The 16699-nt window shown below is 41.7% G+C and carries 13 protein-coding genes and 1 pseudogene; 5 read left to right on the forward strand and 9 right to left on the reverse strand.

The annotated features are described in order from the left end of the window. Positions 1-235: 235 nt before the first annotated feature. The 8 genes from ATH1_RS0103205 to lysS all read right to left on the reverse strand — a co-directional run bounded on the left by ATH1_RS0103205 (position 236) and on the right by lysS (position 7471). Entirely contained in the window at positions 236-676 is a 441-nt protein-coding gene (locus ATH1_RS0103205) for a helix-turn-helix domain-containing protein (protein ID WP_010417405.1), read from the reverse strand. 23 nt (positions 677-699) lie between these two features. Beyond that, on the reverse strand, positions 700-1032 hold the full coding sequence (locus ATH1_RS0103210) for a type II toxin-antitoxin system HigB family toxin (RefSeq protein ID WP_010417408.1): 333 nt from the start codon (positions 1030-1032) through the stop codon (positions 700-702). Between the two features lie 251 nt (positions 1033-1283). Then, positions 1284-1478, reverse strand: coding sequence for a hypothetical protein (locus ATH1_RS20040; RefSeq protein WP_010417411.1), 195 nt, complete (start codon positions 1476-1478; stop codon positions 1284-1286). Between the two features lie 302 nt (positions 1479-1780). Further along, a complete protein-coding gene (locus ATH1_RS0103220; protein WP_010417416.1) occupies positions 1781-2011 on the reverse strand; it encodes a hypothetical protein in 231 nt (76 codons plus the stop codon). Positions 2012-2610: 599 nt separating this feature from the next. After that, positions 2611-2757 (reverse strand): hypothetical protein, encoded by a 147-nt coding sequence (locus ATH1_RS21370; protein ID WP_010417418.1) that lies wholly within the window; start codon positions 2755-2757, stop codon positions 2611-2613. A gap of 162 nt (positions 2758-2919) precedes the next feature. After that, entirely contained in the window at positions 2920-4263 is a 1344-nt protein-coding gene (locus tag ATH1_RS0103230; protein ID WP_010417420.1) for a glucose-6-phosphate isomerase, read from the reverse strand. Positions 4264-4657: 394 nt separating this feature from the next. Beyond that, complete coding sequence (locus ATH1_RS0103235; RefSeq protein ID WP_010417422.1) at positions 4658-5653, reverse strand: NAD(P)H-dependent glycerol-3-phosphate dehydrogenase; 996 nt, start codon at positions 5651-5653, stop codon at positions 4658-4660. 87 nt (positions 5654-5740) lie between these two features. Beyond that, positions 5741-7471: a lysine--tRNA ligase gene (gene lysS / locus ATH1_RS0103245; protein WP_010417426.1), complete on the reverse strand. Its 1731-nt coding sequence runs from the start codon at positions 7469-7471 to the stop codon at positions 5741-5743. Between the two features lie 307 nt (positions 7472-7778). Here lysS and lipA point away from each other — a divergent pair, with 307 nt between their 5' ends. From lipA to ATH1_RS0103275, 5 genes are all read left to right on the forward strand, one after another. After that, complete coding sequence (lipA, locus tag ATH1_RS0103250) at positions 7779-8693, forward strand: lipoyl synthase (RefSeq protein ID WP_010417429.1); 915 nt, start codon at positions 7779-7781, stop codon at positions 8691-8693. After that, complete coding sequence (lipB, locus tag ATH1_RS0103255) at positions 8690-9391, forward strand: lipoyl(octanoyl) transferase LipB (protein ID WP_010417433.1); 702 nt, start codon at positions 8690-8692, stop codon at positions 9389-9391. The genes lipA and lipB overlap by 4 nt, the downstream gene beginning before the upstream one ends. Before the next feature lie 316 nt (positions 9392-9707). Beyond that, positions 9708-11423 (forward strand): single-stranded-DNA-specific exonuclease RecJ, encoded by a 1716-nt coding sequence (recJ, locus tag ATH1_RS0103260; RefSeq protein WP_010417436.1) that lies wholly within the window; start codon positions 9708-9710, stop codon positions 11421-11423. A gap of 133 nt (positions 11424-11556) precedes the next feature. Further along, a complete protein-coding gene (locus tag ATH1_RS0103265) occupies positions 11557-12399 on the forward strand; it encodes a hypothetical protein (RefSeq protein WP_010417440.1) in 843 nt (280 codons plus the stop codon). Positions 12400-13015: 616 nt separating this feature from the next. Beyond that, the gene (locus ATH1_RS0103275) at positions 13016-16147 is read left to right on the forward strand and encodes an ATP-binding cassette domain-containing protein (RefSeq protein ID WP_010417445.1); all 3132 of its coding nucleotides are present in this window, start codon (positions 13016-13018) and stop codon (positions 16145-16147) included. Positions 16148-16471: 324 nt separating this feature from the next. Here ATH1_RS0103275 and ATH1_RS21580 read toward each other — a convergent pair. Continuing rightward, a pseudogene (locus ATH1_RS21580) lies at positions 16472-16699 on the reverse strand (IS1634 family transposase); the annotation flags it as partial.

Here is a 16699-nt window from a genome sequence, read left to right on the forward strand (position 1 = left end):
AGGATACTATTGGAAGAACAATAGGTTTTATCAGAGGTGTAAGTCTCTGTAAAACAATTATATAGAGCGACTTCGTGTCGCAACAACGTCCCGGCTATATTCGCCTGGCCCGTGGCTTTCAGACCAGCTGCGATTTTATCAGCTTGAACGCATGGAAGAGGGTAATACAAGACCCTCAATATGCTGTGGATGCCACAGTTAGCGTATTATAGCTTTGTTGTGCAAATATTGCTTATTACGCCTCTATCATATTTTTCCTCGTATTCATTAAACTCGCATTTCGAAAATGTCTGTTCACTTCGTTAATCAATTTATAAGGTCGATTAAAAGCTTCTTGAGATAGCTTAAAATAATCTGAAAGTTTCCTTATTGTATCTTTTGAAAGTCCTTTATGATAATTAAGAATCTTAGATATTGTTCCTTTTGATAAATTCAATATTTCAACCAAATCTTTTGCTTTCAAATCATGCTCTTCCATCAACGCTTTAAGTAATTCTATTGGGTCAGAATCTTTAAAGGTATTATGCTCTTTATCCCATTTTTCTATCAAAAGAGTAAGCAATTCTATCTCATCTTTGGTAGCTTTATTGTCTTTAAGAATCAAATCCTCTAGGATGTCGCAATATTCTTTGTACTGCTCCACATTTTTTATTACTGTATATTTTAATGTTTCCATCTTTTTTCTTTTTTTAATTACGATTAATAAACATCAATCTCGTACTGTTTTCTCTCATTGCAAAGTTTTGTGTATTCTGCATGAGTACCAATCCACTTAATAAATAGATGAACTCTCGTATCTCCAAAGTGATATTTACAAATCAGACGATAATTATTTCCGCCGATATTAAACACAACTCTGTCAGAACCTTTACCTAAAATATCAGCACTATTAAATGTCAATATTATTTCATTAGGTTCGTGCCAATCAACTCGTTTAATAATTGATAACCATATCTCAAAAGCTGCTCTACTTCTGGCATTTCTCAAGATATAATCTTCAATTGTCTGCTTCTTAATTAAATGTACTTTCATTTACTTATTCGCAAATATACAAGAAATGTTTCACAAAAGGAAACTATTTGAGTCAATCCTGTTTCAATTTTGTAGGATGGTCTCCTGCAATTTTGCACAACGTCCCGGCTATATGCGCCTGGGCATGGCTTCAGACCAGCTGTGACTTTATCAGCTTGAACGCATGGGAGAGGGTAATACAAGACCCTCAATATGCTGTGGATGCCACGGCTGGCGTATATAGCTTTGTTGTAGCGCGTTTTGTCTGCGGTTTAGTCTTTTAAAAATTCTTTTGGTGTTAAAACCTTTATGGTTGTATCTGTGAAGTCATTTTTATTTCTGGTTAGAATTAAATCTATCTGATGTATTTCGGCTGCAGATGATTGTATTGCATCTTCAAAATCTTTCATCTTTGATGCCAATGCTTTTAATATTATCTCTTTGTTAATTCCAATTACATCAATCACTTCTACTAGTTTTCAATGAAGTTAATCGCTTCATTATGTCCTTTTTCCTTTTTTGCAATGTAGTAAATATCAGTAATGGTTGTTGCAGTAATATTTCCTGTAATTTTCTCTTCATCAATGAGTATAAATAATTTTTGAGCATCTTCAAAAAAAAGATTCTCTCTTCAGAGCAATATCAAGGATAATATTTGTATCGAATTATACCTTTTTCATTAAAGTAAGATGATTCTTTGTTACTTGGTCGGATTGAACTTGTCTTTCTGAATACCAGATTCGTTTCTATGCATGATTTTTATTGGTTATTATCTGTATTTTTCTGAAAGATAATTGAATTTTGAATTGTCTGTTTCAGAATTGGTCAGAAACCCAGCCCATTTATTCACGAAATCACTTGCTTTATGAATTCTCGTTTTCTCTGGTTTTGTTTTGGGAACAATAATAATTTCCACTTCTTTATTATAAAGATTAGGATTTAGAGGAAGCAAAATTGCTCCGTTTTCCGATATTTTGGTGTCAAACTTATATGCTTTCATCCCTATAAAATTTGTTTATTAAGGTCGGATGGAACTCGCATGCAAGGGTTTATACATGGTCTTTTGTGACAAACTTTGTCATGCTCGTTTCATTGCGCTTTATTTTTGCCTTTAAATATAGTAAATTTTCACGGGATAGAGGATTTTCTTTCTAAATGCGCTACCATTCCATAGCGCCATTATCGTTTTTATCCCACAAACCACAATGACCTCTATATCTGTTTATTCTACTCCCCATTCTTTGCACCACTTTTTTTTAATCTTACCCAAATTGTGCGATTTTGCACACGACAAAGAAATTGTAAGCTTTTTACCTCACCAATTCGGTAAAAATCGACAATTTCTAAGTCGGGGTTATACCTGAGTAAAGCGGTTTTTACTACGTTTAAATCGCTCAACTTAGGTCTTAGGCAATTCTAACATTTATGATGATGTAACCTGGTGTTGATAACCGGAAATAACTCGTAGCGAAGCGGAGAGTTATTATGGTTATTATTGCCAACTAACCACTGCCTGAGCCAGGATTCGTAGGATTAAAGGAATTTTAGGATCCATGCGTTAAGGCAATCCTTTAATCTCAAAATCCTAAAAATCCTAATTCAGACAACTGCTTCCCATTGCCATCCCCGGCTTACCGCCGGCACAGCAGAAACGTTCCAGTCTTTAACCCCAATCTGCACCTTATGTATCCCATGGTGTAAAGAACCGGCGTGTACGGCCTGTCCCGGTTTATCGGGAGTATCCATGCGTAAGGTTTAGCCTGTGAAATAAGTTGATTGCACAGGGTGAGTGTGAGCCTTTTTAAAAAGAAAAAGACCGGCTATAAAATACCTGGATATTAAGCACAAACGTCCCCGAAAAATCTTTTCCGGGGACGTGTTATTGCATAGATGTTATCTTCCGAACGGTTACAACCGTTTTTGAATCGCTTCAGTTTCCTTCTCGAATCCCGGTTTACCGAGGAGGGCAAACATGTTTTTCTTGTAAGCTTCCACGCCCGGCTGATCGAAGGGATTAACGCCCAGGATGTAACCGCTGATGCCGCAGGCTTTTTCGAAGAAGTAAAGCAGCTGTCCCAGGTAGTATTCATTGAGTTCGGGGAGTTCAATGCGGATGTTTGGAACGCCCCCGTCGGTATGAGCGATACGTGTTCCCAGTTCAGCCATTTTATTGACTTCGTCAATACGCTTTCCGGCCAGGTAATTCAGGTTGTCGAGGTTCCCCTCATCGCGGGGGATCAATACCCGGTGACGTGCAGCGGCAATGCTGACAACGGTTTCGAAAATTGTTCTTTCACCTTCCTGTATCCATTGTCCCATACTGTGCAAGTCGGTAGTGAAATCGACCGATGCCGGGAAAATCCCTTTGTTTTCTTTGCCTTCGCTTTCGCCGTACAGTTGTTTCCACCATTCGGAGATGTAATGCAGCTTAGGCTGATAATTTACCAGTATTTCAATCTTTTTCCCTTTTTTGTACAGCAGGTTGCGCGTAGCTGCATATAGCGATGCAGGATTTTGCTCAAAGGGTACATTCACGGCAGTAAGTTCCCGCATTTTTTTTGCCCCTCTGACCAGTTCACTGATGCTGAAACCTGCCACGGCAATGGGCAGGAGACCGACAGGAGTTAGTACCGAATAGCGGCCGCCAACATCGTCGGGGATCACATAAGTTTCGTAACCTTCCTGATCGGCCAGTGTTCGCAGAGCTCCTTTTTTGGCGTCGGTAATGGCCACAATGCGTTCTTTTACTTCGTCTTTGTCGTATTTTGTTTCGAGTAGTTCTTTCAGCGTTCTGAAAGCTATGGCGGGCTCGGTGGTAGTTCCCGATTTGGAAATGACAATGATGCCAAATGATTTGTCTTTCAGCAGATCAAGTAGTTCGTAGGTGTAATCTTCTCCTAAGTTCTGACCGGCATACAGGATGAAAGGATTCTTTCGTCCCCCTTTCAGATGGTCGAAGGAATCGTTCATGGCGTCAATAACGGCCCTGGCTCCGAGATAGCTTCCGCCTATCCCGGTAACCACCACGTAGTCGGCTTTGCCGCGCAGGCGGGCTGCCGTTTCTTCAATCGACATCAGCTGGTCGGGCGATATTTCTTCAGGCAGATCGAGCCATCCGAGAAAATCGTTTCCCTTGCCGGTCTTATTGGTCAGCGTTTCAAGTTGTTTTTGTACATTCTCTTTTTCCGCGTTTATCATGTCCAAAGTCACATCAGGTGCAACATTCGACACATCAATGGTAAGGTCTTTCATAGTCTTATTTAGTTTTTAAGATTTATCAATGGTCTGTTAAACTTTTTTATATCTAACCTGGACAAGCCAGAGCCCCAAAATAACTAAAGAGCTTAAGTCATAATTTGTCGGATTAGCTAATTGCTACGCAATTATTTTTGGTTGTCAACGAATATTTTTGGTTGTCAACGAATTTACGCCAATTATCGGGGCTGTCTAAAAACTCTGCATAATTTATTGTTTCACAGAGTTTCACGGAGATGATACACAGAGTTCCACAGAGTAAAAAGTCCGTTTTTCTCTTTGAATCTCTGTGATGTGCTCCGTGCACCTCTGTGTAACTAATCGTCTACTGGCCTATAACCTGTCTACCCTTCTGCCTTTTAGCTCTTTGCTCCATGCTCTGTGCCTTTGCCTATCTCAGCTGCTCTGTCAATAGCTTAATTTCAATAACCGGTGAAATTTTTTCATAAATAATTCTGTAAACGGCTTCCGTAATGGGCAGGTTTACGTTATATTTTTTATTGATTTCAATAATGCTTTTCACGGCGTAATAGCCTTCGGCAATCATCAGCATTTCGAGCTGGGCACTTTTTACCGAATAGCCTTTGCCCAACATGTTACCGAACGTGCGGTTGCGCGAAAACTGAGAATAAGCTGTTACCAGCAGGTCGCCAAGGTAGGCCGAGCTTTTTATGTCGCGGGTTATCGGGTGTACCGTGTCGACAAAACGTTTGATCTCCTGTATCCCGTTGGAAATAAGCACGGCCTGAAAGTTGTCGCCGTATCCCAGTCCGTGACAGATGCCGGCTGCAATGGCCATCACGTTTTTCAGAACGGCAGCATATTCGGTTCCGTAAATGTCATCAATAACGGTGGTTTTAACATACGCACAGGCCAGGCGCGAAGCAACCATACGACCTTTTTTCATGTCCTGGCAGGCGATGGTAAGATATGACAGGCGTTCCAGGGCCACTTCTTCGGCGTGACAGGGCCCCGAGATCACTGCAATGGAATCGATGGGTACGTGGTAATGTTTGTTAAAGAAACTTGCAATGATAAGGTTCTCATCAGGAATAAGTCCTTTAATGGCCGAAACCACAAATTTGTCTTTAAGCGAAATATTGAGGGGCTTCAAAGCTTCTTTCAGAAATGCCGAAGGAATTGCAAATATCAGGATATCTGATTTCTCAACAATTTCATTCAGGTCGGTAGAAAAGAATATCTGTTCTACATCGAAATCCACCGATGTCAGGTAATTCGGGTTATGACCTATTTTTCTGAACTGTTTTAAGTGTTCTTCATTTCTAAAGTACCAGTTAAGCTTGTCTGAATTGTTCAGTACCATTTTAGCAATGGCGGTGGCCCAACTTCCACTGCCTATGATTCCAATGGTTGAAGATTCATCCATATCGTTAGATTTTGTTTTTTATTCTAAAATTAAGGAATATTTCCCGGCTTGGGCAACGATATTTGTCATTGAATTGGCCGGTAAGAACTATTGATTGCACCAGGCCTTTACTTCGTCGGGTTTGGGATTCTGTAGTCCCAGCTTATGTTTTTTGTTGAGACCGCACAATTCCTGATGCAGTTTGTTGGGATTGGCTTCCTTAAGGTCGTCTGTTTTCAGGTATCCGGCTTTATAAATAACAGGTACCCACTCTGCCGGTATACCGAGCTCTGTGAATTTTTCCTCGCTGTCGCGTTCCTGTTTTTTCTCCGGGCGCATCTGGGGGAAGAAAATGACTTCCTGTATGGTACTCTGATTGGTCATCAGCATAGTAAGGCGGTCGATGCCGATGCCCATGCCCGAGGTCGGGGGCATACCGTATTCCAGTGCTCTTATAAAATCCATGTCAATAAACATGGCCTCGTCATCACCTTTTTCGGAAAGACGCAACTGTTCTTTGAAGCGTTCCAGCTGATCGATGGGGTCGTTAAGCTCCGAATAGGCATTGGCTATTTCTTTGCCGTTTACCATGAGTTCAAAGCGCTCGGTCAGTTCCGGATTATCGCGGTGTTTTTTGCAAAGTGGCGACATCTCAACCGGATAATCGGTGATAAACGTGGGCTGGATATAATGAGGCTCGCATTTTTCACCGAAAATTTCATCTATCAGCTTTCCTTTGCCCATTGACTCATCGTGTTCAATACCAAGATCGTCACAAACTTTTCGCAGTTGTGCCTCGTCCATACCTGAAATATCGATACCGGTATGTTCTTTTATGGCATCCAGCATGCTTATGCGTTTGTACGGACGCTTAAAATCAATGACATTGTCGCCTGCCTGTACTTTTGTAGTTCCGTGGAGATCGAGAGCCACTTTTTCAACCATCCGCTCGGTGAAATCCATCATCCACTTGTAGTCTTTGTAAGCCACGTATATTTCCAATACGGTGAATTCGGGATTGTGATTGCGGTCCATTCCCTCGTTGCGGAAATCTTTTCCAAACTCATAAACGCCTTCAAAACCGCCGACAATCAGTCGCTTCAGGTAGAGCTCGTCGGCAATACGAAGATAGAGCGGCATATCGAGGGTGTTGTGATGTGTAATGAACGGTCTGGCAGCTGCACCACCGGGAATAGCCTGAAGAATGGGTGTTTCCACTTCCAGGTAGTCTTTTTCGTTGAAGAACTCGCGCATCGAATTGATAATCTGAGTTCTTTTACGAAAGGTTTCACGCACCCTGTCATTAACGATCAGGTCGACATAGCGCTGGCGGTATCGTTGCTCCGGGTCGGAGAAAGCATCATAAACTTTACCGTCTTTTTCCTTTACAACGGGAAGAGGGCGCAACGATTTGGCCAAAACAGTGAGTGATGTGACATGTATCGATATTTCTCCCATGTTGGTTTTGAATACAAAACCCTTTACCCCGATGATGTCACCGATATCGAGTAGCTTTTTAAAAACGGTGTTGTAAAGCGTTTTGTCGTCACCGGGACAAATATCATCGCGACGCAGGTATATTTGTATTCTGCCCTGTTTGTCCTTAATTTCGGCAAATGAGGCACTTCCCATGATACGGCGGCTCATGATACGGCCGGCCAGACTTACTTCCTTTTCCCTGAAGGCGTCAGGATGGTTGTCGAATTCCTTTTTAATGTCCTGGGAGTAATGACTCACCGGGTACTCCTCTGCCGGATAGGGATTGATCCCTGATTTTTGTAACTCTTTCAGACTCTCACGTCGAATTATTTCCTGTTCACTCAGTTCCAGATGGCTCATAAAATTGTGTTATTTTATTTTATAACAGCACAAAGATAATGATTACCCGAGAAAACCAATTCTCCGGTTTTGTTGTTATTTAAAATCATTTTAATTAAACTTGCAAAGTTACTAAATAATACCTGTTCATATACTCGTAAAAGTTTTCACAATATGCGTGTCTGTTCAGAAAGTGCCGGTTGAAACGAGCATGGCAAAGATTGCCACAATAAGAACATGTATATAAGTTCTTGCATGCGAGTTCCATCCGACCTTAATAAATAAATTTTATACGGATGAATAACTTTCGGACAAGCTAACACAGTAAATGGTACGTTATGGACAGACACTAAACAGACAAGGAGGAGAAGAAATGGATATTCTATCGGAGCGAAAAAGAAAACCGGCATGGTTAAAAATTCAATTACCCAACACGGGCGATTACAATTGGATGAACAAAACCATTCGCGATCATAAATTACATACCATCTGTACCAGCGGTAAATGCCCCAATGCAGCCGAATGCTGGGGAAATGGAACCGCTACGTTTATGATCCTCGGCGATGTTTGTACCCGCGCATGTAAGTTTTGTAACGTGAAGACCGGAAAACCAGGGGCGGTCGACTTCAAAGAGCCGTTTCGTATTGCCCGGTCAATTCAAATCATGAAACTGAAGCATGCGGTCATTACATCGGTCGATCGTGATGATCTGGAAGACGGAGGAGCAGGTGTATGGGCCAGGACCATCCGTAAAGTAAAAGAAATGAACCCGGGCATTACCCAGGAAGTTCTTATTCCCGATTTCAACGGACTGAAGCATTTAATTCAGCAGGTGATTGATGCCGGGCCCGAGGTGGTGAGTCACAATCTGGAAACTGTGCGTCGTCTCACTCCTCAGATTCGAAGCAAAGCCAAATATGATTTAAGTCTTAAAGTGCTTCAATATATTGCTTCTACCGATGTGGTACCTAAGTCGGGCATCATGGTCGGACTCGGCGAAACACCCGAAGAGGTGTTTGAAACAATGGACGATTTGGTTGAGGTCGGGGTGAAAGTTTTGACCATCGGGCAGTATCTGCAGCCCACGCCTAAACACTGGCCGGTATATGAATATGTGACACCGGGACAGTTTGAAATCTATAAGAAGGAAGGACTCAAAAGAGGATTCAAATATGTGGAAAGCGGTCCGTTGGTGCGTTCATCCTATCATGCCGAAAAACATATAAATGCTTTGAAAGAATGACAGCGGCCGATACTATATTTGAAGACCTCGGAGAAATTGACTATAAGGCAGCCTGGGATTATCAGGAAGAGCAATTCCGGCGCATTGTCGATGCCAAACTGTTTAACCGTGAGCATCCGGAAGAGAATAAACCGGTGGTTCATCATCTTATTTTTTGCGAACATCCGCACGTTTTTACCCTTGGGAAAAGCGGACAAGCCAATAACTTGTTGGTCCAGGATGATTTTTTGAAAAAAATCAATGCTTCCTTTTATAGGGTCAACCGCGGCGGAGATATTACTTATCACGGCCCGGGCCAAATTGTAGGTTATCCGATTTTCGACCTTGAGCAAATGAAACTGGGCGTGAAAGAATACATCTTTAAACTGGAAGAGGCCATAATTCTGACCCTTGCCGCGTTTGGTATCGAGGGCGAAAGGCTTGATGGCGCTACCGGTGTCTGGCTCGAAACTCAAACTACAAATGCCCGTAAAATATGTGCCATCGGAGTGAGGGCCAGCAGGTTTGTTTCCATGCACGGCTTTGCTTTGAATGTGAATACTAACCTGGATTATTTCAATTATATTAATCCTTGTGGTTTTGTCGACAAAGGGGTTACATCGATGCAGAAAGAAAAAGGCGAAACCCTGTCGATGGAAGAGGTGAAAGCTGTTTTAAAACGGAATCTTCAAAAAGTGTTTGGATTGAATTTTGTATAAAAGCTTGTTGTTATAGTAATCCGTAAAAAAAGGATTAAACGCAGAGACACTATGACACAACGTTTTTAGATGAGAGAATTATTTTGTTGAACCTGCTTTATTCATGAATTCGCGTAATTCTTTGACGCCTGACAAGAAATGGCGTAGCCGTTTTTATATATAACATTAGAACCCAAAATCTTGCAAGCAAGCGGCAGAGCCGGGCAGTATCCACCGTTTTTCGCTTGTTGATAACTTTTTTAACCTAAACATCCCGGATTCTTTGAAAATAGGTATATTTTGAGAAATTTTAAGGGCTCAAAAGTGAGAGAGAAAAATGGAAAAACGATGGAGCATAAAAGAGAATCCCGATCCGGATGTTGAAGCCGAACTATCCGTATTTAAAGATATAGGGCCGATCCTTGGGCGACTTTTGGCACAACGCGGCATCAAAAGTCACGAAGAGGCTCGTGCTTTTTTCAATCCGCATATCAGTGATCTTAACGATCCTTTCCTGATGAAGGATATGCGGGAGGCCGTACAGCGTATTGAAACAGCCATCAATAAGGATGAAAATATCCTGATTTACGGCGATTACGATGTGGACGGCACGACAAGTGTCGCATTGGTTTACTCATTTCTTAAAGAGTATCATTCGCGCATCGATTATTATATTCCCGACCGTTACGACGAAGGATATGGAATTTCTTTAAAAAGTATCGACCAGGCAGAAGAAAACGGGGTTTCGCTGGTAATAGCCCTCGATTGTGGAATAAAGGCCGGTGCAAAGATAGATTATGCAAAAAAGAAGGGAATAGATTTTATTATTTGTGATCATCATACACCCGGCGAAGAGCTTCCAAGAGCAGTGGCTTGCCTCGATCCTAAAAGAGCCGATTGCAGCTATCCTGAAAAAGACTTGTCGGGATGTGGTGTTGGGTTCAAGCTTCTTCAGGCTTTTGCCATGCATCGTGGAATACCCGAAGACCTTCTTTTCCGCTATATCGATCTTGTCGCCGTCAGTATTGCTTCCGATGTTGTGCCCATAACCGGCGAGAACCGCATTCTGGCCGATATGGGTCTCAGAAAACTCAACGAAAATCCCGGGACAGGTTTGAAAAGCATCATGCGCATAGCCGGTATTAAAGGACGTGAACTCAATATCAGCGATATTATATTCAGAATAGGTCCGCGCATTAATGCTGCAGGTCGCGTTGAATCGGGTAAGGATGCTGTCAAATTGCTGGTCAGCGATGATGAGAATCTGGCTTATGGTATGAGTTGTACCATTAATCAGTGCAACGAAACACGTAAATATCTGGATCGTAACATTACCAACGAAGCATTGCGACTGATTGCCACTGATCAGACCCTGAAGAACCGGAAAACCACTGTTCTTTTTCAGCCCGAATGGCACAAGGGGGTGATTGGAATCGTGGCTTCGCGCCTTACCGAAACGTATTACCGGCCAACGGTGATCCTGACCAAATCGAAAGACCTGATAACAGGATCCGCCCGCTCTGTTGACGGTTATAACCTGTATCAGGCCATTGAGGCTTGCCAGGATTTGCTCGAAAACTTTGGCGGACATACCTATGCAGCCGGTCTTACGCTTAAGCCCGAAAATATTGAGGCTTTTGCCGAAAGATTCGAACAAGTGGTGTCCCAAACTATTCTGCCCGCTCAGATGATTCCCAGAATTGAGGTTGATGCCGAGATCAGCCTGAAAGATATTACCCCTGAGTTTTTTTATCACCTGAAACGCTTCCATCCTTACGGGCCGGGTAACCTGAAACCGGTCTTTGTTACCCGTAACGTGTACGACTTTGGCACCAGTAAAGTAGTGGGCCGGGAAAAGGAGCACCTTAAGCTCGAACTCATTGAAAGTACATCGCCTAAAATTATTAAAGGTATTGCTTTTGGGAAAGGTCATCTGCTTCAGAAAATTAAAACATCACAGCCATTCGATATCTGCTATACTATAGAGGAATGCGTCTATGATACCCATCTGCCTTTGCAACTAATGGTGACGGATATTAAATTTAGGACGTAGCGGACATCTGAATATGCCGTTTTGTCAATATTCCTGATCCGGCATTTATTTTGTTGGCAAATTGCTGTCTGTCACACTTTATTTTTCGCATTATTCATTTATATTTGTAGAAACAAAATTAAACTGATTAACTATGAGAACGCTACGTGAACAAACACTGATTGCCGTATTATTATCTTTGGTATTGGTGTTTCCTGCCTGTCAGTCGGGAAAGAAAAAAGAGAATGGTGACAAAGAACAAAAGACAGCTACCAAACCCAGAATAGAGAAGGAAAAGATAGAAGAAGATGTAAGAGAGTTTGTTTATCCGCTGCCTACCTCTTTTGAGGTTACCGAAATGCTGAACAGAATTGGTGCTGCATATATTCTCACACTTTCCAATCCGGTTGATAATGTCGACAAATATCTGACAGAGAAAAAACAGGCTTTGAATCTTGGTGTTTATGGTGCCGATTTGAGCTACGCCAGCACCTACAATCAGAAACAGCAAACCATGGACTACATGGAAGCTTCGCGAAAACTGATTGATGCTTTGAATATCTCAGGTGCATTACCTTCGGATATTGTTGATCAGATTGAGCAAAATCAGGACGATAAAGATAAGCTGGTAGAAATTATTACCAACACCTTTTACGATACTTATGAATATCTGAATGTCAACAACCGTGGCGCTGTAAGCATGCTTGTGCTGGCCGGAAGCTGGGTTGAGGCACTTTATATTGCCACCAATATTTCCGAAAACACTTACCAGAACAAGGAAATGGTAAGAATTGTTATGAATCAGAAATCTTCTCTCAACAAGCTGCTCGAGTTGATGGATGCTCATAAAGATGATCCGGCCGTTAAGGAAGTGATGGAACAACTGAAACCCCTGGCCGATGTTTACAACATGGTTGAGGAAAATGCCATTTCCGAGGAACAGATGAATATTATTATTGAAGAGACCCGGAAAATAAGAGAGGACTTTGTAAAATAAATTTGTCAGAAAATATTAGCTGAGTGCGGTATAAAAAACATATTTTTGTCAAAATCGAGGCGTTTTAAATTTTTGTGCCGGAATTAACTCGTTGTTAATGAGGATTCAAAAATTTAAAACAACAATGAGTTTGGCAACAAAGATGCTTTTTAGACCGGGCTCATTAGCTGAAAAAGGCCATCTCAGATAAGGGTGGTCTTTTTTTGTATATCCTGTTTTTGCGTTGTTTGAGTCATTGGTAACAGACAGCAATAACTTCTGACTTTTCCGTGGATGTTTCGGGGGGGGTGAAATTTTTTATATCTTCACCCTTGGTTTCTGAAGACAGATTATTAGATGTAAGATGCATCGTTCAGATATGAAAATCTGTATTTTGACATAAAAAAATTTTTCAAACATAAACCGCTGAATCAAAAAGTCTGGTAAAAGGTTAACGGATTATTGAGGGTAATATTCAGTTGAATTTTGTAATAAACTGCAAATCAATTGTTTCATGTCAAAGACTTTTATCTGTTAAAATGTAGTTTCTGAAAGTTATACGATTCATCTTACATCTAAATCTAAGAATCTTTCGATTTCATGATATTATAATTTCTGAATAAAAACCGCGTACGACATGGAACAAACAATGAGTGAAGCACTTCTGGAATCGTTGATGAAGCTTTTTGCCTTGCTCACCGACCTGAAAAAGGAGAGTAAAACGAGACGCGGGCGGTTTTTGGTGGAAGATTTTCTTGCCCGCCATTTCAATACCGAGTATGTTCAGCAATACCTGGCCAAATTTGACGAATTTCTGAATCGTTATCATTCACACATTTATAGCGACAATCAGGAACTGATAGAAAAGCAGACGTCCGACAACAAATCCCGCATTCTGAATATTTGTAATCAGATAAACCAGGAGCTTGAGCAGGAGCCTAAGATCATTCTGTTTGTCCAGTTACTTGATTTCCTGAAGAAGGAAGATTCCATCAGCGATGAAGAACATTATTTTGTCGATCTTCTTGCTGAAAACCTGAAAATTGACCCACAGGATTATGACAATCTTAAAACTTTTATACTTGAGTCGCCTGATAAAGTGACCGATAAAAATTCATTATTATGCATAAGCGGCGACAAGGAGCCCCCCGACAGCAGGATAAAGCATATTTACAATCCGAAACAGCAGGTTGTGGTGTGGGTATTGCGGGTGCGTAGTACCAAAACTTTTATTTTCAGGTATTCAGGGCCGCGCAACCTTTACTTGAACGGACATAAAGTAGAGCAAGACAGGCCATACGCACTTGCAGTGGGTGCCGTTATCAAAACATCCCGGATGGCTCCTGTTTATTACGGACGCATAGCAGAAAAGTTTATCCATCGCATCGATAAATCAAGAATTATCTACAGGGCTGTGGATGTTTCCTATAAATTCAATAACAATCAGATTGGCATACACCGGTTCAGCTTTACCGGTCGTTCCGGCCAACTGGTGGGTATTCTTGGAGGTAGCGGAACCGGAAAATCTACCCTGTTGAATGTGATGAATGGGAATTACCGGTTGAGTAGTGGAAAAATAACCATCAACGGGTATGACCTGAATAACGATAAAGAAAATCTGGAAGGTGTTATCGGTTACGTTCCCCAGGATGATCTTCTGAAGGAGGAACTTACTGTTTTTGAGAATCTTTATTTCAACGCTCGTCTTTGTTTCAGCGATCAGAGTCACGATGAAATTGTGCGCAGAGTGGATAACGCGCTTCAGGATTTTGATCTGGTTGAAGCCCGTGATCTTGTTGTAGGTAATCCATTGAATAAGATATTGAGCGGCGGTCAACGGAAACGACTCAATATTGCTCTTGAGCTGATACGTGAGCCTTCCGTACTCTTCGTGGATGAGCCTACTTCAGGCCTCTCATCCATGGATTCCGAAAAAGTGATGTCCCTGCTGAAAAGGCAGGTTTTGAAAGGGAAACTGGTAATCATTAACATCCATCAGCCCTCTTCCGACCTCTATAAAATGCTCGACAAACTCCTGATTATTGATAAAGGAGGTTACATTATTTTTAACGGGAATCCCATGGATGCTATCGTCTATTTTAAAAAGATGGCCAATTACGTGAACCCCGAGGAGCGCGAGTGTTATGTTTGCGGCAACGTTAAAACGGAGCAGATATTGAGGATTATTGAGGCGCGGATGGTAAATCCCTACGGGAAACTAATCAGAGAACGAAAAGTCAAACCCGAAGAGTGGTACCGATATTATCTTGAGAACTTTGAAAGTAAATTCCAGTGGAAAGTTAAGCGCAAAATTGACCGGAAGGAGCCGCTGCCCGACAACCTATACAACATTCCAAACCGGAGGAAACAGTTCTGGATTTATACCCTGCGCGATGGCCTCTCAAAGCTCAAGGACAAGCAGTACATGCTCATAAATATTCTGGAAGCACCGGCATTGGCCCTTATACTCGGGTTTTTCACCAAGTTTCTTGCCGGCACTCCCGACAATCCCACAGCTTATGTCTTTTCCGAGAATGTAAACATCCCTGGTTATCTTTTCATGTGTGTGGTGGTAGCGCTTTTTATAGGATTGAACGTGAGCGCCGAGGAGATCATTAAAGACAGGAAACTGCTGCAACGCGAATCGTTTCTTAATTTAAGCCGCTTTAGCTTCCTCAACAGTAAAGTATTGATCCTTTTTACCATTTCGGCCATTCAAACCATGATGTTTGTCCTTATAGGAAACGGTATTCTTGAAATAAAAGGGATGACCTGGAGCTACTGGATAATACTGTTTTCTACTGCCTGTTTTGCCAATATGCTGGGACTGAATATTAGTAGCGGGCTGAATTCGGTTGTGGCAATTTACGTGTTAATTCCGTTTATTCTTGTGCCACATCTGCTCTTTAGCGGAACTGTTGTAAGTTTTGACAAATTGCATAAATCTATTGCTTCCGAAGAATATGTACCCCGCATCGGGGATGCTATGGTTTCCCGCTGGTCGTATGAAGCATTGGCAATCAATCAGTTTAAAGACAATAAGTTCGATGCCATTTTCTTTGACGAGGAGCAGTCCATGAGTAATGCCTCTTATTACGGAACTATCTTCATTCCGGAATTGCTGAATCATGTTGAGGCGGCCCGATGGTCATTGAGTCATGGAGATACAACCAGGCAACGATATTTTCAGGAGCGGCTTGGTAGTGCACTCTCTCAATTGAGAATTGAGTTTCCGCAGCTTTTCCCGGCAGATTTAGCTGACCTTTCCAGGGAAGAAATATGGAACGCAACAGATTTTCAATTGATCGATAGTACTCTTGTTGAAGCCCGAGATTATTTCAACAGTCAGTACCAGTTTTGGAAACAGAAAAGAGACCGGAAAATGGAAACGCTCATTGACGAACTTGGCGGTTCCGGTTCAGTCGCTGCCTTAAAGAAAGATTATCACAATGAAGCTCTTTTTGATATTGTTCTTAACAGAAACAGTATCGAGCAGTTTGTATATACCGGAGAAAAATACATCAGAAAGAAAGACCCGGGATACAAAAAGCCTGCAGGGAAATGGGGAAGAGCTCATTTTTACGCGCCGGAGAAAAATTTTGGTCCGTTCACTGTTTCTACACCCCTTTTCAATGTAATGGTTATGTGGCTTGGAGCTGCCCTTCTGTATGTGACCTTGTACTTTGATCTTTTGCGGAAACTCATCCGGTACTTTGAGACGTTCCGTTTGCGCAGACTGCATCAACGGTTATTGAAGCTTGGCACGTGATATAGCCTGTTGAAACGAGCATGACAAAGATTGGCTTAATAGATTATCAGATTTTTAGATATAAGTAATTTAGTCAGTAGTTTTTAGTCAGTAGCCAGTAGTGTGAATTATAAACACAACATACGTCTTTGCGTTTTAGCTTTTTTACCAACCCTTGCAAAACAACAGTTTGCCCGTATAAAGATAGTGATGAAACGAGCATGACAAGGTTTGTCACAAAAGAACATGTATAAATGCTTGCATGCGAGTTCCATCCGATCTTAACCCAACTTGTCATCTTGCTATCATAAAATTCTGTATTCCAGTCAGATGGGTTTAAGATATTCATATTTCGGGTAACACAGATTTTTTCATATAGTATGGTACGGTTTTATACCCCAGGGCCTCATAAATTTGTTTTGCCTCTACAGAAGGAACACTGCATTTCTTTATCCTGATGGTTTTCCCTTTTTTGTTTTTCAGGGTTGTTACCACCTCTTTTTGTGTGTTCATTATCCGCACAATGTTGCGCCAGTCGTGGTGGATGTTTTTGGCCTTGAGCTGGTACCTTAT

The organism is Anaerophaga thermohalophila DSM 12881, assembly GCF_000191885.1.
Lineage (GTDB): Bacteria > Bacteroidota > Bacteroidia > Bacteroidales > Marinilabiliaceae > Anaerophaga > Anaerophaga thermohalophila.